This window comes from Pseudoalteromonas sp. NSLLW24 (genome assembly GCF_015864725.1).
GTDB lineage: Bacteria > Pseudomonadota > Gammaproteobacteria > Enterobacterales > Alteromonadaceae > Pseudoalteromonas > Pseudoalteromonas arctica.
The window spans coordinates 28,187-52,232 of the sequence record NZ_JADYWQ010000021.1 but is presented as its reverse complement, the minus strand read 5'-3'; the positions used below and the strand labels follow the sequence as shown (position 1 = coordinate 52,232).

The window sequence follows — 24,046 nt, the reverse complement described above, 5'->3', positions numbered from 1 at the left end:
GCTTACTTGTGACGTAATTGCTGAATTACGCGTAACTGAGCAACTGCTTCTGCCAGTCGCGTAGCCGCTTGCTGATAATCAAACTCAACAGCTGACGAATTCGCCATATGTTCTTCAGCTTCACGTTTAGCTTTTTGTACAGAATCTTCATCTAAATCTTCACCACGAACCGCAGTATCTGCAAGAATCGTGATGTGATTTGGTTGAACTTCTAATGTACCGCCAGCAACATATATCACATCTTCGTGACCAAATTGCTTAACTAAACGTACCATACCAGGTTTAAGGGCAGTTAGTAGTGGAGCATGGCCTAGGTTTACACCCAGCTCGCCTTCACTACCAGATACTTGAATCGATTCAACAAGACCAGAGAACAAACTCTGCTCTGCGCTTACTACGTCAAGATGTACAGTCATAGCTGTCATACTACCCTCCTAGTTACATGCCTTTGGCTTTTTCTTGAGCTTCTTCGATAGAGCCAACCATGTAGAACGCTTGCTCTGGCATATCATCAAATTCACCGTTTAAGATGCCTTTAAAGCCAGAAATTGTATCTTTTAGTGATACGTATTTACCAGACGCGCCTGTAAACACCTCTGCCACGAAGAATGGCTGAGATAGGAAACGTTGGATTTTACGTGCACGAGATACAAGTTGCTTATCTTCGTCAGAAAGCTCGTCCATACCTAGGATTGCAATGATGTCTTTAAGTTCTTTATAACGCTGAAGAACTGTTTGAACGCCACGTGCTGTATCGTAGTGCTCTTGACCAATTACTTGTGGGTCAAGTTGACGTGAAGATGAATCAAGTGGGTCTACCGCTGGGTAGATACCAAGTGATGCGATATCACGTGAAAGTACTACTGTTGCGTCTAAGTGAGCAAAGGTAGTTGCTGGAGATGGATCCGTTAAATCATCCGCAGGTACGTATACCGCTTGGATTGATGTAATTGAACCCGTCTTAGTAGAAGCGATACGCTCTTGAAGCACACCCATTTCTTCAGCAAGTGTAGGCTGGTAACCTACCGCTGATGGCATACGACCAAGTAGTGCAGATACTTCTGTACCAGCAAGAGTATAACGGTAGATGTTATCTACGAAGAAAAGTACATCGCGACCTTCATCACGGAACTTTTCAGCCATAGTAAGACCTGTTAACGCTACGCGTAAACGGTTACCTGGAGGCTCGTTCATCTGACCGTATACAAGCGATACTTTATCAAGTACGTTTGAATCGTTCATCTCATGGTAGAAATCGTTACCCTCACGTGTACGCTCACCAACACCTGCGAATACTGAGTAGCCGCTGTGCTCGATTGCGATGTTACGGATAAGTTCCATCATGTTTACAGTTTTACCAACACCGGCACCACCGAATAAACCAACTTTACCACCTTTAGCAAACGGACATACAAGGTCGATAACCTTGATACCAGTTTCTAAAAGTTCAACTGAACTTGATTGCTCTTCGTATGAAGGTGCTGCACGGTGAATAGACATACGGTCTTCTTCGCCGATTGGACCCGCTTCATCGATTGGCTCACCAAGTACGTTCATGATACGACCAAGTGTTGCTTTACCAACTGGAACTTGAATCGATTCACCTGTATTCATAACTAAAGCACTACGACGTAAACCATCAGTAGTACCCATAGCGATAGTACGCACTACACCGCCACCTAGCTGTTGTTGAACTTCTAGAGTCAAACCAGCTAAATCGCCATCTGTTACTCTTAGTGCGTGGTATACCGCTGGCACGCTATCTTGTGGAAATTCAATATCCACAACGGCGCCGATAATTTGGACGACCTTACCTAAACTCATGTCTATTCCTCTCGTTAATCTTTACCCGAAGCATTAAACTGCTGCTGAGCCAGAACAAATCTCACTAATTTCTTGTGTGATTGCTGCTTGGCGAGCCTTGTTATAAACAAGCTGTAGCTCGTCCATAAGGTCACCTGCGTTATCAGTTGCAGCTTTCATTGCAACCATACGAGCAGCCTGTTCAGAGGCAGCATTTTCTACCACACCTTGGTATGCTTGAGACTCAATAAAGCGTACTAACAAAGACTCTAAAATAGCCTCTGGATTTGGCTCGTATAAGTAATCCCATGTGTGAGCAGATACTTCTTCTTCAGCTTTTGGCAAAGGGAGTAACTGATCTATAATTGGCTCTTGCCTCATGGTATTAACGAATTTGTTATATACCAAGAATAAACGGTCTATTTTGCCTTCAGAAAATGCATCAAGCATAACTTTTACAGGACCAATAACGTCTTGTACTGAAGGTTTATCTCCTAGGCCCGCTTTTTTAGCGAGTAGTTGACCACCAAAACGTTGAAAGAAGCCAGCTGCTTTACTACCTAAAGTAGCAAATTCAGCATCAACACCTTTTTCTTTCCACGCTTTAACATCAAGTGCAACTTTCTTAAACTCGTTTGAGTTTAGACCGCCACACAGACCACGGTCTGTAGAGATAACAATATAACCAACTCGTTTCACTTCACGATCTTTTAAGAACGGGTGAGTAAAATCAAGATTTGCTTGAGCAACACGACCAATTACTTCACGTAATTTTTCAGCGTATGGACGGCTTGAAGCAACGCGTTCTTGCGCCCTTTTCATTTTAGACGCAGCAACCATTTCCATTGCGCTAGTGATCTTTTGAGTATTTTTAATACTCCCGATCTTGCTTTTAATCTCTTTTCCGCTGGCCATGACTCTCTCTCCGAATCAAGGTGTGCTTTAGTTTCCTAAAGCGCACCATTAATAACTAAATTACCAAGTTTGCGTAGACTTGAACTTCGTTAGAAGTTCTTTAAGCTGCGCTTCGATCTCGGCATTCAAGTTACCAGTTTCATTGATTTGAGCCACAAGCTCTGCGTATGTGCTATTTGCATACGAAAGTAAAGCTGCTTCAAAGTCACCGATTTTCGCGATTTCGATGTCTTGAAGGAAGCCTTTTTCAGCAGCAAATAACGACAAAGACATATCAGCAACAGACATTGGCGCGTACTGTTTCTGCTTCATTAGCTCTGTTACACGCTCACCATGCTCAAGTTGAGCACGAGTTGCATCATCAAGGTCAGACGCGAACTGCGAAAACGCAGCTAATTCACGGTACTGAGCTAGGGCTAGACGAATACCGCCACCTAGTTTCTTAACGATTTTAGTTTGTGCAGCACCACCAACACGCGATACCGAGATACCAGCATTTACTGCCGGACGGATACCTGAGTTGAATAAGTCAGTTTCTAAGAAGATCTGACCATCGGTGATAGAGATAACGTTAGTCGGTACGAACGCAGAAACGTCGCCGCCTTGAGTTTCAATGATTGGCAATGCCGTCAATGAACCAGTTTTACCTTTCACTTCACCATTAGTGAACTTTTCAACGTAATCTGCGTTTACACGCGATGCACGCTCTAAAAGACGAGAGTGAAGGTAGAATACGTCACCTGGGTATGCTTCACGCCCTGGTGGACGCTTAAGTAGTAATGAAATTTGACGGTAAGCAACTGCTTGCTTAGACAAATCATCATATACGATTAATGCGTTTTCACCACGGTCACGGAAGTATTCACCCATAGTACAGCCCGCGAACGGTGCTAAGTACTGAAGTGCCGCAGATTCAGAAGCAGATGCAACAACTACGATAGTATTTGCTAGTGCACCATGCTCTTCTAATTTACGAACTACGTTTGCAATAGTAGATGCTTTTTGACCAATCGCAACGTACACACACTTAACGCCTGTGTCTTTTTGATTGATGATTGCATCGATTGCTAGTGCAGTTTTACCTGTTTGGCGGTCACCGATGATAAGTTCACGTTGACCACGACCAACTGGAATCATCGCATCAATAGATTTATAACCAGTTTGAACTGGCTCATCTACAGATTTACGCTCGATTACACCTGGTGCAATTTTTTCTACAGGTTCAAACCCGTCGTTATCTAGAGCGCCTTTACCATCGATTGGAGCACCTAGTGTGTTTACAACACGACCAAGTAAACCAGGACCAACAGGAACTTCTAAAATACGACCAGTTGTATATACTTTTACGCCTTCAGTAAGGTCAGCGTACGGACCCATTACTACTGCACCAATTGAGTCGCGCTCAAGGTTTAGTGCGATAGCATAACGGCTGCCAGGAAGCTCAATCATTTCACCTTGCATACAGTCAGCAAGACCGTGGATGCGGATGATACCGTCAGTAACAGATACAATAGTACCTTCGTTACGAGCTTCACTTACAACTTCGAACTTCTCAATACGTTGTTTGATCAGATCTGAAATTTCAGTGGAATTAAGTTGCATGCTCTTTTTCCCAATTACGATTGTAGTGTTGTAGCTAAGCGGTTTAATTTACCGCGAATAGTACCGTCGATTACAGTGTCGCCAGACCTAATAATAAGTCCACCAACCACTGACGCGTCTTCACTACAATTCAGCTTAACTTTGCGTGCGAAACGTTTTTCAAGTGCCGCTACCAATGACTCTTGTTGCGCAGCAACAAGAGGAGTTGCAGAAATCACATCTACTTCGATTTCTTTATCGTATTCTGCTTTAAATTCAGCAAATAACTGTGCAACTTCAGGTAGAGCTGTCAAACGTCCATTTTCAGCCATCACCTTAACTAGGTTCTGACCTTGTTCGTTGAGCTGCTCAGCACAAAGTTGAATAAATAATTCAGCTTGTGCAGTAGCTGTAGGCATACTCGCTAAAACAGACGATGCTTGCTCATTGCTGGCTACATGGCCTGCAAAGAACAACATATCATTCCAGCTTTCTAGAGTGCCTTTCTCAACGGCAAGTTCAAAAGCCGCTTTAGCGTATGGGCGAGCGATAGTAGTCAAATTAGACATGCTCATACCCTCCTAATTACAGCTCAGCGACAAGTTTTTCAACGATGTCACTATGTGCGGCTTGATTAATTTCACGCTCTAAAATACGTTCTGCGCCAATCACTGCCAGAGTTGCTACTTGCTTACGTAGTTCTTCTGTTATGCGATTACGTTCAGACTCAACTTCAGAGTGCCCTTGAGCAATGATACTTTCACGCTCTTGTTGACCACGAAGTGTTTCTTCGTCAACAATTAGCACTGCACGCTTTTTAGCTTGATCAATGATATCAGCCGCTTGAGCTTTTGCATCTTTAAGCTGTTCAGCAGCTTTCTTTTGCGCAAGTTCTAAGTCTTTTTCGGCTCTATCAGAGGCAGCTAAACCATCTTCGATTTTTTTCTGGCGAGCTTCAATTGCACCGTTTAGTGGTGGCCATACGTATTTCATACAAAATAATACGAACACCGTAAACGCAATCAATTCACCGATAAGAGTGGCGTTTAAATTCACAACCGCTCCTCCTTAAATAGTAAGCTGTTCAAAGAATAAAATTAAAGTACGAACAACAATACCATAGCGATACCAACACCAATCATTGCTACAGCATCGATTAGACCAGCAAGAATAAACATCTTAACTTGTAGCGAAGGTGCAAGCTCAGGTTGACGCGCACATGCTTCAAGGAATTTACCGCCCATGTTACCAAAACCGATTGCTGTGCCGATTGCACCAAAACCGATTAGTAAAGCTACTGCAATGTATTTTAAGCCTGTTAATAATTCTAAAGCTTCCATTTATTTCTCCAAAGTTTCAATTGTAAAGTTAAAAGTAAAAGTAAAATTGTAAATCTAAAAATTAGTGATTATCTGAACTTGCCATGCTTAGGTATACAATCGTAAGCATCATGAATAAGAATGCTTGCAATGTAATAACTAGAATGTGGAATACAGCCCAAACAAAGTGCAACGGTAGTTGCATAAAACCGATAGCGCCGATCAAGATGAAAATCAACTCACCAGCATATAAGTTACCAAACAAACGTAGTGCTAATGAAAACGGTTTAGAAACGAGTGCAATCAGTTCAAGTAATAGGTTAAATGGTATCAAAATAATTTGAACGAACACGTTATTTGAGTTGAACGGATGAAGCGTTAACTCTTTAATAAACCCGCCAATACCTTTTATTTTGATTGAAAAGCCAACCATTAGTATAAATACACCCAGCGCTAGCGCTGAAGTCATATTAATGTCAGTCGTTGGTACAATTTTCATGTACACATCGTGTGAATCCATACCAAATGCAGTCTCACCAACGAAACCTGCAAATGCTGGAAGGAAATCAACTGGTATTAAATCCATTAAGTTCATTAAGAACACCCAAACGAAAATCGTTAAGGCTAATGGTGCAATAAGCTTGCTTTTACCATGGAAAGTATCGCGTACGTTGTCACCAACGAATTCTACGATTATTTCAATAAAACACTGAAATTTCCCAGGTACACCTAGTGTTGATTTTTTAGCGGCACTACGAAAGATCCATAAAAATATAAGACCTAAACCGATAGACCATGCAAGGGTATCTATATGCCATGTCCAGAATCCACTGTCCGTACATGCTTTATTGAAGGCGAGACCTGTATCGGTCGAACACATCTTAGCATTGGTCAAATGGTGCTGGATATGGCCAGATAGAGTAACTTCTTCTGCTGCCATGTTATATCCCAAAAGTTAATGTTTAAAAAAAACGGGTGCGAACAATCCAGTAAAGAGCGCCAGTATATAAGTACTAAAAAAGGGTAATAAAATTACCGGAAAATGCTTCAGTACTAGCGCAAACAATACAATTGTTAGCATAAACTTTAATCCGTTGCCGCGTTTCAACGAGGCATACGCTTGATTTGCTCGACTTGCACCCATATATCTGAATGCATAAAGTGCAAATACAAAGTGCGGAAGTACTGCTACAGCTCCACCAGCGAGTGATGAAAGCGAGGCATTGACTCCCGAACTAAAAAAAATAATTACAGCAGCAACTAATGCTACAACACCCTGAAGGCAAATTAACTTTAATACGGCAAGTCGATATGGACTCGCTAACTTATCAGTCACGTTTAGTTAACCTTTATTGCGTTCTAATTGTTAGGGTGTGAAAACTGGCGAAATTATACTTAATCCTGCCAGTTTTGCAACTTGAGTAGATGCTTTGTAACACGAAATAGCTACAAATGTCCCTTTTTAGACATGTAGAAAACTAATGGTGGGTATTGTCGTGATTGATACGATTTAAAATGCCGTCAAGTTCATCTAGGTTAGTATACGAAATAACCAGTTTACCTTTGCCTTTTTTATTGTAGTTAATCTCTACTTTAGCACCTATATTTTCAGCGAGTTGTTGTTCTAACTGCTTAACATCTGGATCTTTTTCGGTTATTTCTTTAGCAGGTAAAGGTTCTAAAATTGAGCGTACGAGCTTTTCAGTTTCTCGAACTGTTAATGCTTTAGCTACAGCTAAACGAGCAGCATCTGACTGCGCTTCACCTTCAAGGGCTAACAGGCAACGAGCATGGCCCATTTCAATATCGCCATGTTCTAACAGAATTTTTACATCACTATTTAAGTTATTTAAACGAAGTAGGTTAGTTACAGTCGTACGTGATTTACCCACCGCATCTGCTACTTGCTGATGTGTTAATTCAAATTCTATTAGCAAACGATTAAGTGCAACTGCTTCTTCCATGGCATTTAAATCTTCACGCTGAATATTTTCTATCAGTGCAATCGCAACAGCTGCTTCATCAGGTACATCTTTAATAATACAAGGTACTGTTTCAAGCTTAGCTATTTGCGCTGCGCGCCAACGACGCTCACCCGCTATAATTTCAAAGCTATTATGTGCAATAGGGCGCACAACAATGGGTTGAATAATACCTTGTGAGCGAATAGAACTAGCAAGCTCTTCTAGCGCCTCTTCAGACATGTCTTTACGAGGTTGGTATTTACCAGAGTGTAAAAACTCTATTGGGAGTTTTTGTAATTCACTATTATTAGCCGCGGCATTTTGCACAGCCTCAGAAACATTTGATGTGTCTTGTTCCTTGCTTGGGCTTGGTGCAGGCTTTGACGAACTTAAAAGTGCATCGAGTCCTCGGCCTAAACCTCGTTTTTTAGCAGACATGTTATTTTTTTACCTCAAAGTTAGGCGACAACGGACGCTGTTTTTTCTTTTCTGCGTAACATTTCACCAGCGAGTGCTAAATATGCTTTAGCGCCACTTGATGCCCGGTCATAGTACATAGCAGGAGTACCAAAACTAGGTGCTTCAGCTAAACGAACATTACGCGGGATCACCGTACGGTATACTTTATCGCCAAAATGTTGTTTTAATTGTTCTGATACATCATTTGCCAAACGGTTACGCGGGTCGTACATAGTACGAAGTATGCCTTCAATTTGTAAGCTAGGATTCACTAACTTAGCAAGTTGCGTAATCGTATCCATTAATGCGGTTAACCCTTCAAGTGCATAATACTCACACTGCATTGGCACTAAAATAGAATCAGCTGCGGCCATTGCATTAACAGTTAACATATTTAGAGAGGGTGGACAGTCGATAAAAATAAATTCGTACTGGTCCTGAATTTTTTCAAGTGCATTACGTAAACGCACTTCACGGGCAAATAATTCCATCAATTTAACTTCTGCAGCGGTTACATCACCGTTTGCAGCAATCATATGGTATTCGCCAGACGTTTCTTTAATGATAACGTCTTCTATAGGTTTATCTTCAATAAGTAGGTCGTAAATAGTTGGCACGTCGCCATACTTATCTACGCCACTACCCATAGTCGCATTACCTTGCGGATCGAGATCAATTAACAGCACTTTACGTTTCGTTGCAGCCATAGACGCAGCGAGGTTAACAGCGGTTGTAGTTTTACCCACTCCACCTTTTTGATTTGCTAATGCGATGACTTTTGCCACTGTGTCTCTGATCCCTAGTCTTTAGAAAGAATAATTAAATGTCGTTGTGCATCTAAATTAGGTACTTCTAATGCAATTTTTTGCTCAAACTTAACGCCTGCAGGTAGTGACTCTAGCTCTTCGCTAGGGAACACGCCTTTAAGTGCTATAAATTTACCCGAATGATCGATTAAGTGCGAACACCAGTCAACCATATCTTGTAATGAAGCAAAAGCACGACTTAGTACGCCGTCTAATTTAACACTTGGTTGATATTCTTCAACTCTTGACTGAACCGGGGTTACATTATCAAGACCAAGCTCATGTTTAACATGCATTAAAAATCGTACACGTTTACCTAAGCTATCTAATAACACAAAATGTGTATTAGGTAATGCAATTGCTAATACGATACCCGGTAATCCAGGACCCGTTCCAACATCAATATAATGATGACCGGGTAAGTGAGGCGCAACAACTAAGCTATCCATTATATGCTTAATCATCATTTCTTCAGGTAAGCGTACTGAGGTTAAGTTATAAGCCTTATTCCACTTATTCAATAACTCGACGTAACGAACTAGCTGTTGCTGTTGTTTTTCTGTTAGCGCAATATCAGTTTGCGCTAACAATGTAGTTAATTGTTGCTGTAACACTATGTACCCTTACCGTTACGCGGATTTGCGTAATAAGCCTTGCTTCTTCAGATACACTAATAATAGCGAAATCGCCGCTGGGGTGATACCAGAAATACGCGATGCTTGACCAATAGTGTCAGGACGCGACTCAATAAGCTTGGCAACTACCTCATTTGACAAACCAGATACGGTTTTATAATCAAACTCTTTTGGTAAAATTGTTTGCTCATGACGAAGCTGTTTGTTGATCTCATCTTGTTGACGCGCAATATAACCTGCGTACTTAGTATGGATCTCAACTTGTTCAAGTGCCGCTTTGTTTGTAAATTCAGATCCTAACCCTTCTATAGCCATAAGATCGTTATAACGGATCTCTGGGCGGCGAAGTAATTCTTCTAAACTTGCTTCACGTGTAAGCGGTGTTTTCAGTAATGCATTTACTTGTTCTACAACGGCGTGATCTTTATGAATCCACGTATCTTTAATGCGTTGCTTCTCTTTTTCGATTACTTCCATTTTTTCGTTAAATGCCTGCCAGCGTTCGTCATTAACTAAACCTAGTTCACGGCCTTTTTCAGTTAAACGAATATCAGCATTATCTTCACGAAGTAATAAACGGTATTCGGCACGACTGGTAAACATGCGGTATGGTTCTTTTGTACCCAGTGTTGCTAAGTCGTCGATTAATACACCAACGTAAGCTTCATCACGACGTGGTGTCCAAGAATCTTTGCCTTGTACTTTTAGTGCAGCATTCATACCTGCAATTAAGCCTTGTGCACCCGCTTCTTCATAGCCGGTAGTACCGTTAATTTGACCCGCAAAAAATAAACCTTCAATAAATTTAGTTTCTAAAGATTGTTTTAAATCACGTGGATCAAAGTAATCATATTCAATTGCGTAACCAGGTCGACAAATATGTGCATTTTCAAAACCTGTAATCGATTGCACAATTTCAAGTTGTACATCAAACGGTAAACTAGTCGAAATACCATTTGGGTATAATTCGTATGATGTTAAACCTTCAGGCTCAACAAATATTTGATGTTTATCTTTATCTGCAAAACGAACAATTTTATCTTCAATTGAAGGGCAGTATCGTGGACCAATACCTTCAATAACACCTGAGTACATAGGTGAGCGATGTAAGTTTTTACGAATAACATCATGTGTTTTTTCGTTTGTGTAAGTTATGTAACACGGTATCTGTTGTGGGTGATCTGATTGTTTACCCATAAACGAAAACACAGGAGTTGGTGTATCACCTGGCTGTGCTTCCATTTTTGTAAAATCAACAGTACGTGCATCAATACGTGGAGGTGTACCTGTTTTTAAACGATCAACTCTAAATGGATGTTCACGTAAGCGATCAGCTAAAGCGATTGAAGGAGGATCGCCTGCACGACCGCCTTTATAATTTTCTAAACCAATATGAATTAAGCCGCCTAAAAAAGTACCCACGGTTAAAACAACACTTGGTGCACTAAAACGTAAACCCATTTGAGTTACTACGCCAGTAACACGATCGTTTTCAACAATAAGATCATCACATGATTGTTGAAAAATCTTAAGGTTATCTTGGTTTTGTAATGTTGTTTGAATAGCCGCTTTGTACAAAGCACGATCTGCTTGTGCTCGAGTAGCGCGAACAGCAGGTCCTTTTGAAGAATTTAGTGTACGAAATTGGATCCCGCCTTTATCAATGGCCTGTGCCATTGCACCACCAAGCGCGTCGATTTCTTTTACCAAATGACCTTTGCCAATCCCACCAATTGCTGGATTGCAAGACATTTGACCAAGGGTATCCATATTGTGAGTCAGTAGCAGGGTATTCATCCCCATACGGGCAGCTGCTAATGCGGCTTCAGTGCCAGCATGTCCACCACCTACTACGATAACGTCAAAATTTTCGTGAAAAATCATTAATGGGATCCTACTTAAATCAAACCGGTAAACTTCAAAAGGGAGCGTATTCTACCTAGAAATTGGCAGAAGATAAATGATTAAACAAAGGGCAAGATCTAAGTATGTGATCTCTAATAATATAAAGGATCTTTTAAAGAGATCTTTTATTACTATTACTACTACTGATCGACTTTTCTGTTGATAAGGTTTAGATCTTCATTTAAAACATGAAATTAGATCAGATCTAAAGGTGTTAATATGATCGGATCATCCAGCAAATAAGCTCTGATCAAAAAGGCACTTTATGCACAGGGTTGAATCAGTTGGATCTTATCCAATGGATAAGCATGCTTTAAAACGCAGTTTATTCAATCTTTATCCACAAAACCTATTAAATTATTAGTAAATTGTGGGTAACTTTATATATAACTTTTTACTTGATCTATCTATTTTATGCCTGTTTGAGCTATCCAAGAGTCTAACCATGTTAATGCAGTGTCTTCTGGTAGTGCTTCATCGAGAATATTAAGCTCTAAACGTTCTGCTACTTTTATAGCGCCTTTTTGAGTTAATAAGGCATCTATATTACGTCCTGCTAGGTTATAAGTGTCATAACTAGTGTCGCCTAAAGCGATTACTGAATATTTTAATTCAGATAAATCATCTGCTTGAGTTACATCTTCAACAAAACTAATAAGATTTTCAGGGTAATCACCTGCACCATAAGTTGATGTGCAGATTAACCAAATGGTATTTTGCTGATCAATATCGCTAAATTCAGGTTGATCATGTAGTTGCGTAGTAATACCAAGGTTATTAAGCGCGTCGCTTAATTGCTCTGCAACATACTCGGCTGATCCCATTTGGCTGCCGACAATAAGATTTACTGAACTCATGAATATTAGTGATCACATTGGTTTTAATTGCCGCCTATGATAACTGAGTGAGGATAACAGTAAAGTTAAGAGTGCTTTTTTGTATAACTATTTTTGCGGTAATTTTACACTCATTCAAAATTTTGTCTTTAAGTTGTTGATAATATAGTGTTTAACAAATTATCTTTAAATGTAATCTTCTGATCAAGTTGTTGATAACAGTGGGGAAAGCTCTGCTTAAACTGTTTTTTTAGGTTGTTTTATATTCGCTAAGTTATTGATATTACTTGTCAGTAAAGAATTAAATTGTAAATATCTCAATTAAAAATACATGTTGATCATAATGTGGATATAAAGCCTGTTGATAACCTTAAATTTGGATCGAAAATAATTTTTAAAAATGATCTAATAAAGCAGATCTAATGAAATTAATTAAAAATAAGTTCATAAATAGATAAATTACAATTGATCATGAGGTTTTTGCAGCTGATTTACCTAGTTTTGGTATTTATTTGAGCTGAAAATTAGGTATTGTGGATAAGTGATCTCGGTATTTTTAATTTTATGCGAATTTAGAGCTGCTATTTTTATTAATTTTGCTGGTGGAGTAAGCAGATCAAAAGTTTTGAATACTTAGCAGTTGAGTTATTTTATTTAAAAATCACAGTGATCATCAAATTATATGTTGTCAAAAGTAAGCTTTTTAGAGTACTAATCAGTGTTTTTTAGCTCTTTAATTGAGCGAATAGCATCATCTTTTGCGTGTATGAGGTGTTTTTTAGTGCATTTTTGTGAGCTAAAGTAAGTATAAGGAAGCCATTTATAACTACTTTTTGTATGACATATAACGCTATTAAAGCGTGCGGTTGTTTGAAAAGGCATCGGTTTTAGCCTTAATAATAGGTGTAATTTGTGCTATTAATTCCCCCAATAAGCACTCTCAGTATTGCCTACTCTATATAATCTGACCTCTCTTAGCACGTAACAAAGGTAGTTTTGGATATGATTTTATTGGCAGTAATTTGCAGGCATCAGGTGTATAAATACATATTTTACAGCAGAATATTTTACATAAAAAAAGAGCACCTAAGTGCTCTTATAATAAAAATATATCTGTAATAGGGTGTTTATTTACCAATACAAAACGAGCTAAATATTTTGCCAAGTAGGTCGTCTGAGGTAAATTCACCGGTTATTTCATTCAAATACTGCTGTGTTAAACGCAGTTCTTCAGCGAGTATTTCACCAGCAATGTGCATTTCTAATTGTGTTTTACCCGTTTCTAAATGATACGCAGCACTTTCTAGTGCATCCAAATGACGACGGCGCGCCATAAAGCCACCTTCTGTTGCACCTTGAAAGCCTATACAGGCTTTTAAATGCTCGCGTACAAGTTCAATGCCGTCAGCGTTTTTAGCACTTAAGCTGATAACCGGGTATTGTTGTTCTTGCTCCATGCCCACTATGTCGCCCGATAAATCAGCTTTATTTCTGATGACCGTAACCCCCATACCTTCTGGTAATTTTGCCATAAATTCAGGCCAAATTTTGTGCGGGTCAGTATCTATAGTATCAGTGCCATCAAGCATAAATAAAACGCGGTCGGCTTGGTTTATTTCATCCCATGCACGCTCAATACCTATTTGTTCTACTCTGTCTGGGCTTTCACGAAGGCCTGCGGTATCTATAATATGCAGTGGCATACCATCTATATGTATATGCTCTCGTAGTACGTCGCGAGTGGTACCGGCTATTTCTGTTACGATTGCGGCTTCACGACCGGCTAGAGCGTTAAGCAGGCTTGATTTACCCGCATTAGGGCGACCTGCAATAACAACACGCATACCTTCGCGCATGATACTGCCTTGCTTGGCTTGGTTGGTTACAGTGTTAAGCTGAGTAATAATCGCGTCTAAGTCGCCTGACACTTTACCATCTGATAAAAAATCAATTTCTTCATCAGGAAAATCTATTGCCGCTTCTACATACATGCGTAAGTGAATTACTTTTTCTACGAGTGTTTCTATGTGCTTAGAAAACTCACCTTGGAGAGACTGTAGGGCGCTTTTAGCGGCTTGCTCGCTAGTGGCATTAATTAAGTCGGCGATGGCTTCTGCTTGTGTTAAATCAAGCTTGTCATTCATAAATGCGCGCTCAGAAAACTCACCAGGCTTTGCTAAACGAACGCCCTCTATTTTACTAATTTCTTTAAGTAACATATCCAGTACTACAGGACCGCCGTGGCCTTGTAATTCAAGTACGTCTTCACCAGTAAATGAGTTAGGACCTGCAAAGTAAATGGCAATACCTTGATCAAGTTGCTCGCCAGCAAGGCTTTTAAATGGCACATAATCGGCGTAGCGAACTTTAGGTATTTTACCTACTACTTTTTCGGCGACACTTTTAGCAAGGCTACCTGAAACGCGAATAATACCAACACCACCACGCCCTGGTGCTGTTGCTTGTGCTGCAATTGTATCTTGATTGATCATGCTATTAATTTGCCAACGATGAGTAACTTTATGCCCGTATTGTAACCTATCGATTTATTTGTAGCGAATAGCTGTGGTGAAAAACAGGCAATAAAAAAGGCGACCGAAGTCGCCTTTATATAAGTAGGAGCTTAGTTAGCCTCTTACTTTAATTCCTTTCTTTTCCATGCCACGGTAGATGATTAACATCTGGACAATAGAAATAAGGTTAGACACTAACCAGTAAAGAACTAAACCAGATGGGAACCATAAGAAGAATACAGAGAAGATAACCGGCATAAAGGTCATCATTTTTTGCTGCATTGGATCAGTAACCGTCATAGGTTGTAGCTTTTGCGTCACAAACATACTCGCACCAAATAATATTGGCAATACGTAGTACGGGTCTTTCGCAGAAAGGTCAGTTAACCAAAAAATGAATTCAGCATGGCGAAGTTCAGTAGACTCTAAGAATACGTAGAACAAGGCTAAGAAAATTGGCATTTGTAGCAAAATAGGGAAACAGCCACCCATTGGGTTAACTTTTTCTTTTTTGTACATTTCCATAGTTGCTTGGCCGAACTTTTGACGGTCATCACCAAACTTTTCTTTAAGGGCTGCCATTTTAGGCTGTAGGGCACGCATTTTTGCCATTGAAGTGTATTGCGCTTTAGTAAGTGGGTACATTAACGATTTAACGATAATAGTGATGGCAATAATTGCTACACCCCAGTTACCTAAAATGCTGTGTAGCCATTTTAGCAATACAAATAAAGGTTGCGAGATAAAAAATAACCAACCGTAATCTACGGTTAGGTCTAGGTCTGGGTGAATCGCTTCAAGAATATCTGACTCTTTCGGGCCCATATAATAAGTAGCAGTTAGTATTTGCTCACTACCAGCTTGAATATTTACAGCGGGATCTTTAGCACCAATAATAGCGGCATTACTTTTTGTGATTAAGCTATAAAGTGTATTTGATTGGTCCTGCATTGGAACCCAAGCACTTACAAAGTAATGTTGAATAAAGGCAACGTAACCACCTTGTGTGCTTTTATTTAGGTTTTTATCAGCCATATCTGAAAAACTATACTTTTCGTATTTTTCTTCATCAGTACCGTATGCAGCACCTAAATAGTTTTGATCAACCATGCTACCTTTTTCTTGTACGGTACGCTTAATTTGCGTGTATAGCTGTACTTGAAGAGGTGCGCTGGTAGTGTTGTTAATTTTGTATTCTAAGCCTACGTCATACTGACCTTTTTTGAATACATACGTTTTAGTAAAACTAACACCATTACTATCAGTAAACTGAAGTGGAACGCGAAGCTCATCACCCGTTAAGGTATATGACTTTTGTTCGGTATTGTAAGTAGGGCGACCGTTAGCTGATGCGTCAGGGCCATTTAAGCCAATTAAGCCACTTTGTGAAAAGTATTGTTTGCCACCATCAAGCTGACCAAGAAGCATATAAGGCGTTTCACTGCCTTTTGTCTCTTCGTATTGAAGAAGGTCTGTTTCAACAATGTCACCGCCTTTGGTGTCAATTTTAACTTTAAAAACGTCAGTTGTAATTTCAATAACTGAACGCTTAGCTAAAGTTGCTGAAGCAGGTAACTCTGAATCTGACGATGAAGGAATATAATCATCCGACTCTGGTGAATTTGCTTGTAGTGTTTGTGTTGTGGCACTTGGATCGACTTTAGGCTTGTTGTAATCATTATCCCATTCTTGGAACAATAAAAACGACACTAGCATTAGGCCAATTAATAAAAACGTGCGTTGCGATTCCATAACAGCTCTTATTTCTCGTGTTGGTGGTTAATATGGGTTAATTTTTCAGGAACGGGGTCGTTTCCGCCTGAATGTAAAGGATGGCATTTTAATATGCGTTTTAAAGCTAACCAACTACCTTTTATAAATCCATGCAAATTAATTGCTTGAATTGCATAATGTGAGCAGCTTGGATTAAAACGACAATGCGGACCTAACAGCGGGCTAATCCACTTTTGATAACCGCGGATAAATAACACTAAACAAATCTTAGGAAAAGCAACAAGTGGTTTAATTAACCTCATGATGTTTATGCCCCTACTTAAGTTTAGTGAGATAGATATCATGTATTTAAAGACTCAATTAGAAAATTTAAATGCATGATTAAAAGGTGAGCTAAAGATACATTAATTAACCCTGCAATTCTATTGCAATTAGGTTTGTTTATTAGATTTAGCTGATTTGTTTGGGCGTTTCTTAAAAGGTGGCGGTTTAGGTGCACCTGGTTTACAGCGTTCGTTAATTTTTCGCCATAATTTAGTAAGTTGTTTGGTTATTTCTTCATTAGACTGCTCATCAATACCATTTTTAACCATAAGCACAATATCAATATTATCGATGCTGTGTTGATTTAAACGAAAACTTTCGCGAGCGAGACGTTTAATACGGTTTCGTTGGCATGCCTTTTTTACACGTTTTTTAGCAACAGTAAGACCTAACCGAGGTTTTTCTTGGTCATTTGGTTTAGCTAATAGAGTAAAGAAAGGAGTTGCAGCCCGAGCGGGTTCATTAAATATGCGAGAGTAATGCGAGGGAGTTAACAGACGTAACTCCCTGCCAAAGCTAAAGTCTTCCACTTATAAATTAAGCAGAAAGAACTTTGCGGCCTTTAGCGCGGCGACGTGCTAATACTTTACGGCCATTTACAGTTGCCATGCGAGCACGGAAGCCGTGTGCACGTTTGCGTTTTAAAACGCTAGGTTGAAAAGTTCTTTTCATAACAATCTCATCCGATCGGTTAAAGTTAAAACATCCTATACAGGTCGCGATCCTGGCATAGGTGCCATTGCGAGCGCGAGATATTATAGAGTAAGTAATGTAAAGTCAATCATAATTACGTTAAGGGTATATAACCCACCTACTACTATATAAGAGATCATATAAGGCGATCTGTTAGGATCATCATAAATAAGAAGTTTTCCACAGCCCCTGTATAAAAAGTGAATAAAAGCGGGGGAAAAGTAAATTGGATCGTAAATTTGGTTCGCGATCTTGGTGTTATTTTGTTATGATCTCCTCTCAGGATCTAAAATAAAAACTGTTTTAAATCAGCTTGTTAATGATTTTATACATCGATATCAACAATTTTATAAAAATCAATCTTTTACTTGTGGATAAAGTGTCTTCATAATACGCGGTCTTGGGTCGCTTATTGGACCATTTGAACGCAATAAATGTATGATTTATAATCATTAATGATGTGCGGGAATAAAAATTATATCTCTGGGAGTTTAACTGTGTATCTGTCGGTTTGGCAAAGTTGTTTATATGTATTGCAAGATGAGCTGCCTTCGCAGCAATTCAGTATGTGGGTAAGACCGCTACAAGCAGAAAGTACCGAAGATACCTTGACGATTTATGCACCTAATCGCTTTGTGCTTGATTGGGTGAGAGAAAAGTACCTAAATAGAATTAACGAATTACTAGTAGAGATTTGTGGTGTTGAAGCACCAAAACTACGTTTTGATGTAGGTAGTAAACCTTTATTAAATGCACAAGCTGCACCGGTTATAGAAACTCAATCGGCACCAAGTGCACACGCTTCAGCAAAACAACAGCCTCGCGAGCAAAAGCCAGTTGTTGAACCTGCACCTAAGTCAGGTTACAAATCTAACATTAAAGAAAACTATACTTTTGATAGCTTTGTTGAAGGTAAATCAAACCAACTAGCAAAAGCTGCGGCCACACAGGTTGCCGACAATCCTGGCTCTGCTTTTAACCCTGTATTTATATACGGTGGCACTGGTTTAGGTAAAACTCACTTATTACATGCAGTAGGTAATGGCATTATGGCAAATAAGCCAGATGCTAAAATTGTTTACATGCATTCAGAACGCTTTGTTCAAGACATGGTAAAGGCACTTCAAAATAATGCGATAGAAGAATTTAAGCGTTATTACCGTAGTGTTGATGCATTAATGATTGATGATATTCAATTTTTTGCTAACAAAGAGCGTTCACAAGAAGAATTTTTTCATACCTTTAATGCATTGCTTGAAGGCAACCAACAAATTATTTTAACCTCTGACCGTTACCCTAAAGAGATTGAAGGTGTTGAAGACAGGCTAAAATCACGTTTTGGTTGGGGATTAACAATTGCGATTGAGCCACCAGAGCTTGAAACACGCGTTGCTATTTTAATGAAAAAAGCCCAGCAAAGTAAGATTAACTTACCACACGAAGTTGCTTTTTTTATTGCCAAAAAATTACGTTCAAATGTTCGTGAACTAGAGGGTGCACTTAACCGTGTAATCGCTAATGCGAACTTTACTGGTCGTCCAATTTCAATTGATTTTGTAAAAGAAGCGCTACGCGATTTACTTGCCTTGCAAGATAAACTGGTTACCATAGACAATATTCAGCGCACTGTTGCTGAGTACTATCGAATTCGTATATCAGACCTGTTATCTAAGCGCCGCAGCCGCTCTATAGCGAGGCCACGCCAGGTAGCTATGGCATTGTCTAAAGAATTAACTAATCACAGCTTACCTGAGATTGGTGACGCATTTGGTGGGCGCGATCATACGACCGTATTACATGCATGTCGTAAGATAAAATCACTACGTGACGAAAGCCACGAAATTAAAGAAGATTACCAAAACTTAATAAGAACATTGTCATCTTAGGGCTGACTTTATTATGCAAATAACAATATCAAGACAACAATTTTTAAAGCCATTGGTGCAAGTGTCGGGCGCAATAGAGCGCAAACACACGTTGCCAATTTTATCTAACGTTTTGTTAGTGGTAGAAAACGGACAACTTTCAATGACGGGTACTGACCTTGAAATTGAACTAGTTTCTGGCGTATTTGTAGGTGATGATATTGCCGATACAAAACTAACGTTACCCGCTAAAAAGTTACTCGATATTTGTAAAAGTCTACCAGATGGTTCAGACATTACTTTAAGCTTGCAAGAGCATCAATTACTTTTAACCAGTGGTAAAAGCCGTTTTTCATTGACGACTTTATCTGCTGATGATTTTCCTAATTTAGAAGAGTGGGACGGAGAGGTTGAATTTCAACTAACTCGTTTAGAGCTTCGTAAGTTACTCGAAAGCACGCATTTTTCGATGGCAAATCAAGACGTACGTTATTACTTAAATGGTATGTCGTTTGAAGTAGATAATACCGATATAAAAACAGTAGCAACAGATGGTCACCGTTTAGCTATAGCGCAAAAGCAATTAACGCAATCGCTTAATACACAACGTCAATTAATTATACCTCGCAAAGGTGTGCAAGAAATTATGCGCCTTATGGTAGCTGACGATGAATTGGTAACAATTCAGTTTGGTGCTAACCATATCCGTATTATTGATATTGAGTTTACATTTACAAGTAAACTGGTTGATGGGCGTTTTCCAGATTACCGTCGTGTATTACCACGTGGTGGCGACAAAGTAATTACAGCTAACCGAGAATGGTTACGTAATGCGTTCCAACGAGTGTCTATTTTATCTAATGAAAAGTTTCGTGGCGTACGCTTAAACTTATCAAATGGTTTATTAAAAATTACGGCCAACAACCCAGAGCAAGAACAAGCTGAAGAAGTTGTTGAAGTAAGTTACGAAGGTGCCGACCTAGAAATAGGGTTTAACGTGTCTTACGTATTAGACGTACTAAACACATTAAAAACAGAAGACGTACTATTTACATTAGCCGACTCAAACAGCAGTGCATTAATTGAAGGTGCAGGCGATGAAGAAGCAATGTACGTTGTTATGCCTATGCGTTTATAAGACTATAAATACATAATGAGCTTAAGTCATTTGAGCCTCAAATATTTTCGTAATATTGAGGCGCTGACGCTAGAACCAGTTAACGGCGTTAATATAATATATGGTGAAAATGGCAGCGGAAAAACCAGCCTTTTAGAGGCTATCTATTACCTTTCTCACGGCAAATCTTTTCGTACTCCAAAACACAAAAGTATTATCGCGCATCAGCAAGAGCAGTTTGTAATTCACGGGCGCAAAACAATACACGACTTATCTATTCCAATTGGTATTAGTAAAACCCAAACGGGTGAAACTAATTTAAAAATTCAAGGTAAGGCGAGCCGTAAAATATCCGAACTAGCTCAACTCATGCCAGTGCAAATTATTACACCAGAGAGCTATTCTTTGTTTTTTGGTGGGCCTAAAGAGCGCAGAAAGTTTTTAGATTTAGGTTTGTTCCACGTGGAACATGAGTTCTTTTTTTTATGGCAATCGTTTAATAAAGTACTTAAACAACGTAATGCATTGTTAAAAACTAAGCCCAAGAATTATTTTGACCAAATTAAGTTTTGGGACAAAGAATTTGTTAGACTGGCTGAAGAAATAAATAAATTAAGATTGGCGTATATAAGTAGGTTTAAGCAGCAGTTTTTTGATAAAATGTGTGCAGAATTAACGCTTGTACGTGATTTAGAAATGACCTTTAACGCTGGCTGGAAAGAGACCGAATCTCTTGCAGATGCGTTAGAGCAAAACTTTGAGCGAGATGCTCGCCAAGGGTTTACAAGTAAAGGCCCTCATAAGGCCGATTTTAGTTTTAGTGTCGCTGGCAACAGCGTGGAGAATACATTCTCACGCGGTCAATTGAAGTTACTATTATATGCGTTAAAAGTTACGCAAAATAGCTTAATTGAGTCAGAGACAGATAAGCAATCTATATTGCTAATAGATGATCTACCTTCAGAGTTAGGCGAAGATACAAAAGAGAAAGTGGGACAATTACTTGCTCACTGCAGTTCTCAAATTTTTATCTCTTCAATTTTGTCTGAAAGTATTTCTGCTGTGGTGGAACCCATGCAACGAGAACTACAAATGTTCCACGTGAAACATGGCAACCTAATAACAAGATAAGTGGGATTAACCATGTCTGAGAATTATGACTCGTCGAGTATTAAAGTACTTAAAGGATTAGACGCAGTAAGAAAGCGTCCTGGAATGTATATTGGGGACACCGATGATGGCACAGGCTTACACCACATGGTGTTTGAGGTCGTTGATAACTCGATCGATGAAGCCTTAGCAGGTCATTGTGATGATATTTATGTAACGATTCACTTAGACGGTTCTGTCTCAGTACGAGATAACGGTCGTGGTATTCCAACTTCTATCCATGAAGAAGAAGGCGTATCAGCAGCCGAAGTTATTATGACGGTACTTCATGCCGGTGGTAAGTTTGATGATAACTCTTATAAAGTATCAGGTGGCTTACACGGTGTTGGTGTTTCTGTTGTAAATGCACTTTCAGAAAAGCTAAAACTTACAGTTCGCCGTGAAGGTAAACTTCATGAGCAGTTTTACACTATGGGTGTTCCAGATGCACCTTTAGCTGTTATTGGCGAATCAGACACGACTGGTACAGAACTGCGTTTTTGGCCAAGTGGTGAAACATTCACAAACTTAGATTTTCATTACGAAATTTTAGCTAAGCGTTTACGCGAGCTTTCATTCCTAAATTCAGGTGTGAGCATCATTTTAAATGATGAACGTGAAGAAAATAAATCTGACCACTTTAAATACGAAGGCGGTATTCAAGCTTTCGTTGAATACTTAAACCGTAATAAAACACCTATACATAAAGGTGTATTCCATTTTACTCACGAACGTGAAGAAGATGGTATTAGCGTTGAAGTATCAATGCAGTGGAATGATGCATACCAAGAAAATATTTACTGTTTCACAAATAATATTCCACAACGTGATGGTGGTACTCACTTAGCCGGTTTTAGATCAGCGCTAACACGTACACTTAATAACTACATGGAAAAAGAAGGCTTTAACAAAAAAGCTAAAACAACCAGCAATGCTACCGGTGATGATGCCCGTGAAGGCTTAACGGCTGTTGTTAGTGTTAAAGTTCCTGATCCTAAGTTCTCATCGCAAACTAAAGACAAGCTTGTTTCAAGTGAAGTTAAGTCTGCAGTTGAACAAGCAATGGCTGAAAAATTCACTGAGTTTTTATTAGAAAACCCAACTGATGCCAAAATTGTTGTAGGTAAGATTATTGATGCCTCACGTGCTCGTGAAGCGGCGCGTAAAGCCCGTGAAATGACACGTCGTAAAGGTGCAATGGACTTAGCAGGCTTACCTGGTAAGCTAGCTGATTGCCAAGAAAAAGATCCTGCCCAATCTGAACTATATATAGTGGAAGGGGACTCTGCTGGCGGATCAGCCAAGCAGGGACGTAACCGTAAAAACCAAGCTATTCTTCCGCTTAAAGGTAAAATCTTAAACGTAGAAAAAGCACGTTTTGATAAAATGTTATCTTCACAAGAAGTAGCAACACTAATTACTGCATTAGGGTGTGGTATTGGTCGTGACGAATATAACCCTGAGAAATTACGTTACCACCGTATCATCATCATGACCGATGCGGACGTGGATGGTTCTCACATTCGTACGTTACTATTAACATTCTTCTATCGCCAAATGCCTGAAATTGTAGAACGCGGCTATATTTACATTGCTCAACCACCACTTTATAAAGTGAAAAAAGGTAAGCAGGAGCGTTATATTAAAGATGACCCTGCATTAGTTGAATACCTAACATCGCTTGCTCTTAATGGTGCAGCGTTGTATGCAAGTACAGATGCACCAGCTCTTGAAGGTGAGGCACTAGAAGAAATCGTTCACGATTATCAAAACACAGTTAAAGTAATTGAGCGTTTAAAGCGTAAATACCCTAACACGGTAATGGAACGCTTAATTTATCAAACAGAATTGAAAACTGATGACCTTTCAGATGAAGCTAAAGTAATTGCTTGGACTAAAGTGTTGGTTGACGACCTGATTGCACGTGATGAAGATGCGACTATTTTCCATGCTGGTACAGAGCATGATGCTGAGCGTAATATGTATTACCCGGTTGTGAATATTCGTCAGCACGGTGTAGATAAAGCACACGTACTTCATTATGACTTTATTGCGTCACGTGACTACCAACGCATTGCTGTGACTGGTACTAACATCGCAAACATCCTTAGCGAAGGTGCATATATTCAACGTGGTGAGAAAACAAAACCTGTTGATAACTTTGTGGATGCTTTGGAATGGTTGATCACAGAATCGAAACGCGGGATCTATATTCAACGCTATAAAGGACTGGGCGAAATGAACCCAAGCCAGCTTTGGGAGACCACAATGGATCCTAGTGCTCGCCGTATGTTACAAGTAACGATCGAAGATGCTGTTGGCGCGGATCAATTATTTGCGACCTTAATGGGTGACCAAGTAGAGCCTCGTCGTGAGTTTATTGAAAAGAACGCACTACGTGTAGTTAACTTAGACGTGTAAAAAATAT

24 protein-coding genes are annotated in these 24,046 nt (G+C 39.5%); 4 read left to right on the top strand and 20 right to left on the bottom strand.

What is annotated here, in order from left to right; genetic code table 11:
* Nucleotides 1-2 precede the first annotated feature (2 nt).
* The 20 genes from I6E72_RS17685 to rpmH all read right to left on the bottom strand — a co-directional run bounded on the left by I6E72_RS17685 (nt 3) and on the right by rpmH (nt 17,466).
* Nucleotides 3-425, bottom strand: a complete 423-nt coding sequence (locus I6E72_RS17685; protein ID WP_007377666.1) for a F0F1 ATP synthase subunit epsilon — start codon at nt 423-425, stop codon at nt 3-5.
* Nucleotides 426-438: 13 nt separating this feature from the next.
* Nucleotides 439-1,824, bottom strand: a complete 1,386-nt coding sequence (gene atpD, locus I6E72_RS17680; protein ID WP_007585971.1) for a F0F1 ATP synthase subunit beta — start codon at nt 1,822-1,824, stop codon at nt 439-441.
* A gap of 33 nt (nt 1,825-1,857) precedes the next feature.
* Nucleotides 1,858-2,718 carry a F0F1 ATP synthase subunit gamma gene (atpG, locus tag I6E72_RS17675; protein ID WP_197113442.1) on the bottom strand — a complete coding sequence of 287 codons (861 nt, stop codon included), beginning with the start codon at nt 2,716-2,718 and terminating at the stop codon, nt 1,858-1,860.
* A gap of 60 nt (nt 2,719-2,778) precedes the next feature.
* Nucleotides 2,779-4,320 (bottom strand): F0F1 ATP synthase subunit alpha, encoded by a 1,542-nt coding sequence (atpA, locus tag I6E72_RS17670; RefSeq protein ID WP_007585976.1) that lies wholly within the window; start codon nt 4,318-4,320, stop codon nt 2,779-2,781.
* 14 nt (nt 4,321-4,334) lie between these two features.
* Nucleotides 4,335-4,868 carry a F0F1 ATP synthase subunit delta gene (atpH, locus tag I6E72_RS17665; protein ID WP_007585978.1) on the bottom strand — a complete coding sequence of 178 codons (534 nt, stop codon included), beginning with the start codon at nt 4,866-4,868 and terminating at the stop codon, nt 4,335-4,337.
* A gap of 16 nt (nt 4,869-4,884) precedes the next feature.
* Nucleotides 4,885-5,355 (bottom strand): F0F1 ATP synthase subunit B, encoded by a 471-nt coding sequence (atpF, locus tag I6E72_RS17660; RefSeq protein ID WP_004335264.1) that lies wholly within the window; start codon nt 5,353-5,355, stop codon nt 4,885-4,887.
* 41 nt (nt 5,356-5,396) lie between these two features.
* Complete coding sequence (gene atpE / locus I6E72_RS17655) at nt 5,397-5,639, bottom strand: F0F1 ATP synthase subunit C (protein WP_007585980.1); 243 nt, start codon at nt 5,637-5,639, stop codon at nt 5,397-5,399.
* Nucleotides 5,640-5,700: 61 nt separating this feature from the next.
* On the bottom strand, nt 5,701-6,558 hold the full coding sequence (gene atpB / locus I6E72_RS17650; protein WP_024592268.1) for a F0F1 ATP synthase subunit A: 858 nt from the start codon (nt 6,556-6,558) through the stop codon (nt 5,701-5,703).
* A 15-nt stretch (nt 6,559-6,573) separates the two neighbouring features.
* The gene (locus I6E72_RS17645) at nt 6,574-6,954 is read right to left on the bottom strand and encodes an ATP synthase subunit I (RefSeq protein WP_007585983.1); all 381 of its coding nucleotides are present in this window, start codon (nt 6,952-6,954) and stop codon (nt 6,574-6,576) included.
* A 142-nt stretch (nt 6,955-7,096) separates the two neighbouring features.
* Nucleotides 7,097-8,020 carry a ParB/RepB/Spo0J family partition protein gene (locus I6E72_RS17640; protein ID WP_197113439.1) on the bottom strand — a complete coding sequence of 308 codons (924 nt, stop codon included), beginning with the start codon at nt 8,018-8,020 and terminating at the stop codon, nt 7,097-7,099.
* Between the two features lie 20 nt (nt 8,021-8,040).
* On the bottom strand, nt 8,041-8,826 hold the full coding sequence (locus I6E72_RS17635; protein ID WP_004335235.1) for a ParA family protein: 786 nt from the start codon (nt 8,824-8,826) through the stop codon (nt 8,041-8,043).
* Between the two features lie 14 nt (nt 8,827-8,840).
* Nucleotides 8,841-9,461 carry a 16S rRNA (guanine(527)-N(7))-methyltransferase RsmG gene (rsmG, locus tag I6E72_RS17630; protein WP_007585988.1) on the bottom strand — a complete coding sequence of 207 codons (621 nt, stop codon included), beginning with the start codon at nt 9,459-9,461 and terminating at the stop codon, nt 8,841-8,843.
* 15 nt (nt 9,462-9,476) lie between these two features.
* The gene (gene mnmG / locus I6E72_RS17625) at nt 9,477-11,366 is read right to left on the bottom strand and encodes a tRNA uridine-5-carboxymethylaminomethyl(34) synthesis enzyme MnmG (RefSeq protein ID WP_010555145.1); all 1,890 of its coding nucleotides are present in this window, start codon (nt 11,364-11,366) and stop codon (nt 9,477-9,479) included.
* 428 nt (nt 11,367-11,794) lie between these two features.
* Nucleotides 11,795-12,244: an FMN-binding protein MioC gene (gene mioC / locus I6E72_RS17620; protein ID WP_024591277.1), complete on the bottom strand. Its 450-nt coding sequence runs from the start codon at nt 12,242-12,244 to the stop codon at nt 11,795-11,797.
* Nucleotides 12,245-12,934: 690 nt separating this feature from the next.
* Nucleotides 12,935-13,105 carry a hypothetical protein gene (locus tag I6E72_RS17615; RefSeq protein ID WP_197113436.1) on the bottom strand — a complete coding sequence of 57 codons (171 nt, stop codon included), beginning with the start codon at nt 13,103-13,105 and terminating at the stop codon, nt 12,935-12,937.
* A gap of 245 nt (nt 13,106-13,350) precedes the next feature.
* A complete protein-coding gene (mnmE, locus tag I6E72_RS17610) occupies nt 13,351-14,715 on the bottom strand; it encodes a tRNA uridine-5-carboxymethylaminomethyl(34) synthesis GTPase MnmE (RefSeq protein ID WP_007584209.1) in 1,365 nt (454 codons plus the stop codon).
* 135 nt (nt 14,716-14,850) lie between these two features.
* Nucleotides 14,851-16,488 carry a membrane protein insertase YidC gene (gene yidC / locus I6E72_RS17605; RefSeq protein ID WP_165722847.1) on the bottom strand — a complete coding sequence of 546 codons (1,638 nt, stop codon included), beginning with the start codon at nt 16,486-16,488 and terminating at the stop codon, nt 14,851-14,853.
* 8 nt (nt 16,489-16,496) lie between these two features.
* Nucleotides 16,497-16,772: a membrane protein insertion efficiency factor YidD gene (yidD, locus tag I6E72_RS17600; protein WP_182696213.1), complete on the bottom strand. Its 276-nt coding sequence runs from the start codon at nt 16,770-16,772 to the stop codon at nt 16,497-16,499.
* Between the two features lie 129 nt (nt 16,773-16,901).
* Nucleotides 16,902-17,324, bottom strand: coding sequence for a ribonuclease P protein component (gene rnpA / locus I6E72_RS17595; RefSeq protein ID WP_007584204.1), 423 nt, complete (start codon nt 17,322-17,324; stop codon nt 16,902-16,904).
* Between the two features lie 7 nt (nt 17,325-17,331).
* Nucleotides 17,332-17,466: a 50S ribosomal protein L34 gene (rpmH, locus tag I6E72_RS17590; RefSeq protein ID WP_004335215.1), complete on the bottom strand. Its 135-nt coding sequence runs from the start codon at nt 17,464-17,466 to the stop codon at nt 17,332-17,334.
* A 518-nt stretch (nt 17,467-17,984) separates the two neighbouring features.
* Between rpmH and dnaA the strand changes: the two genes are divergently transcribed.
* From dnaA to gyrB, 4 genes are read left to right on the top strand one after another with little or no spacing between them, the layout of a single operon-like run.
* The gene (gene dnaA / locus I6E72_RS17585) at nt 17,985-19,373 is read left to right on the top strand and encodes a chromosomal replication initiator protein DnaA (RefSeq protein WP_010555148.1); all 1,389 of its coding nucleotides are present in this window, start codon (nt 17,985-17,987) and stop codon (nt 19,371-19,373) included.
* Between the two features lie 13 nt (nt 19,374-19,386).
* Complete coding sequence (gene dnaN / locus I6E72_RS17580; protein WP_010555149.1) at nt 19,387-20,490, top strand: DNA polymerase III subunit beta; 1,104 nt, start codon at nt 19,387-19,389, stop codon at nt 20,488-20,490.
* Nucleotides 20,491-20,505: 15 nt separating this feature from the next.
* Nucleotides 20,506-21,600, top strand: a complete 1,095-nt coding sequence (recF, locus tag I6E72_RS17575) for a DNA replication/repair protein RecF (protein ID WP_008138030.1) — start codon at nt 20,506-20,508, stop codon at nt 21,598-21,600.
* Between the two features lie 12 nt (nt 21,601-21,612).
* Complete coding sequence (gene gyrB, locus I6E72_RS17570; protein WP_008172005.1) at nt 21,613-24,039, top strand: DNA topoisomerase (ATP-hydrolyzing) subunit B; 2,427 nt, start codon at nt 21,613-21,615, stop codon at nt 24,037-24,039.
* The last annotated feature ends 7 nt before the right edge of the window (nt 24,040-24,046 follow it).

Coding starts and splice junctions, on each gene's coding strand:
- I6E72_RS17685 (WP_007377666.1), bottom strand. CDS start 425: ATGACAGCTATGACTGTACATCTTGACGTAGTAAGCGCAGAGCAGAGT.
- atpD (WP_007585971.1), bottom strand. CDS start 1,824: ATGAGTTTAGGTAAGGTCGTCCAAATTATCGGCGCCGTTGTGGATATT.
- atpG (WP_197113442.1), bottom strand. CDS start 2,718: ATGGCCAGCGGAAAAGAGATTAAAAGCAAGATCGGGAGTATTAAAAAT.
- atpA (WP_007585976.1), bottom strand. CDS start 4,320: ATGCAACTTAATTCCACTGAAATTTCAGATCTGATCAAACAACGTATT.
- atpH (WP_007585978.1), bottom strand. CDS start 4,868: ATGTCTAATTTGACTACTATCGCTCGCCCATACGCTAAAGCGGCTTTT.
- atpE (WP_007585980.1), bottom strand. CDS start 5,639: ATGGAAGCTTTAGAATTATTAACAGGCTTAAAATACATTGCAGTAGCT.
- atpB (WP_024592268.1), bottom strand. CDS start 6,558: ATGGCAGCAGAAGAAGTTACTCTATCTGGCCATATCCAGCACCATTTG.
- I6E72_RS17640 (WP_197113439.1), bottom strand. CDS start 8,020: ATGTCTGCTAAAAAACGAGGTTTAGGCCGAGGACTCGATGCACTTTTA.
- mnmG (WP_010555145.1), bottom strand. CDS start 11,366: ATGATTTTTCACGAAAATTTTGACGTTATCGTAGTAGGTGGTGGACAT.
- mioC (WP_024591277.1), bottom strand. CDS start 12,244: ATGAGTTCAGTAAATCTTATTGTCGGCAGCCAAATGGGATCAGCCGAG.
- I6E72_RS17615 (WP_197113436.1), bottom strand. CDS start 13,105: ATGCCTTTTCAAACAACCGCACGCTTTAATAGCGTTATATGTCATACA.
- mnmE (WP_007584209.1), bottom strand. CDS start 14,715: ATGATCAATCAAGATACAATTGCAGCACAAGCAACAGCACCAGGGCGT.
- yidC (WP_165722847.1), bottom strand. CDS start 16,488: ATGGAATCGCAACGCACGTTTTTATTAATTGGCCTAATGCTAGTGTCG.
- yidD (WP_182696213.1), bottom strand. CDS start 16,772: ATGAGGTTAATTAAACCACTTGTTGCTTTTCCTAAGATTTGTTTAGTG.
- rpmH (WP_004335215.1), bottom strand. CDS start 17,466: ATGAAAAGAACTTTTCAACCTAGCGTTTTAAAACGCAAACGTGCACAC.
- dnaN (WP_010555149.1), top strand. CDS start 19,387: ATGCAAATAACAATATCAAGACAACAATTTTTAAAGCCATTGGTGCAA.
- recF (WP_008138030.1), top strand. CDS start 20,506: ATGAGCTTAAGTCATTTGAGCCTCAAATATTTTCGTAATATTGAGGCG.
- gyrB (WP_008172005.1), top strand. CDS start 21,613: ATGTCTGAGAATTATGACTCGTCGAGTATTAAAGTACTTAAAGGATTA.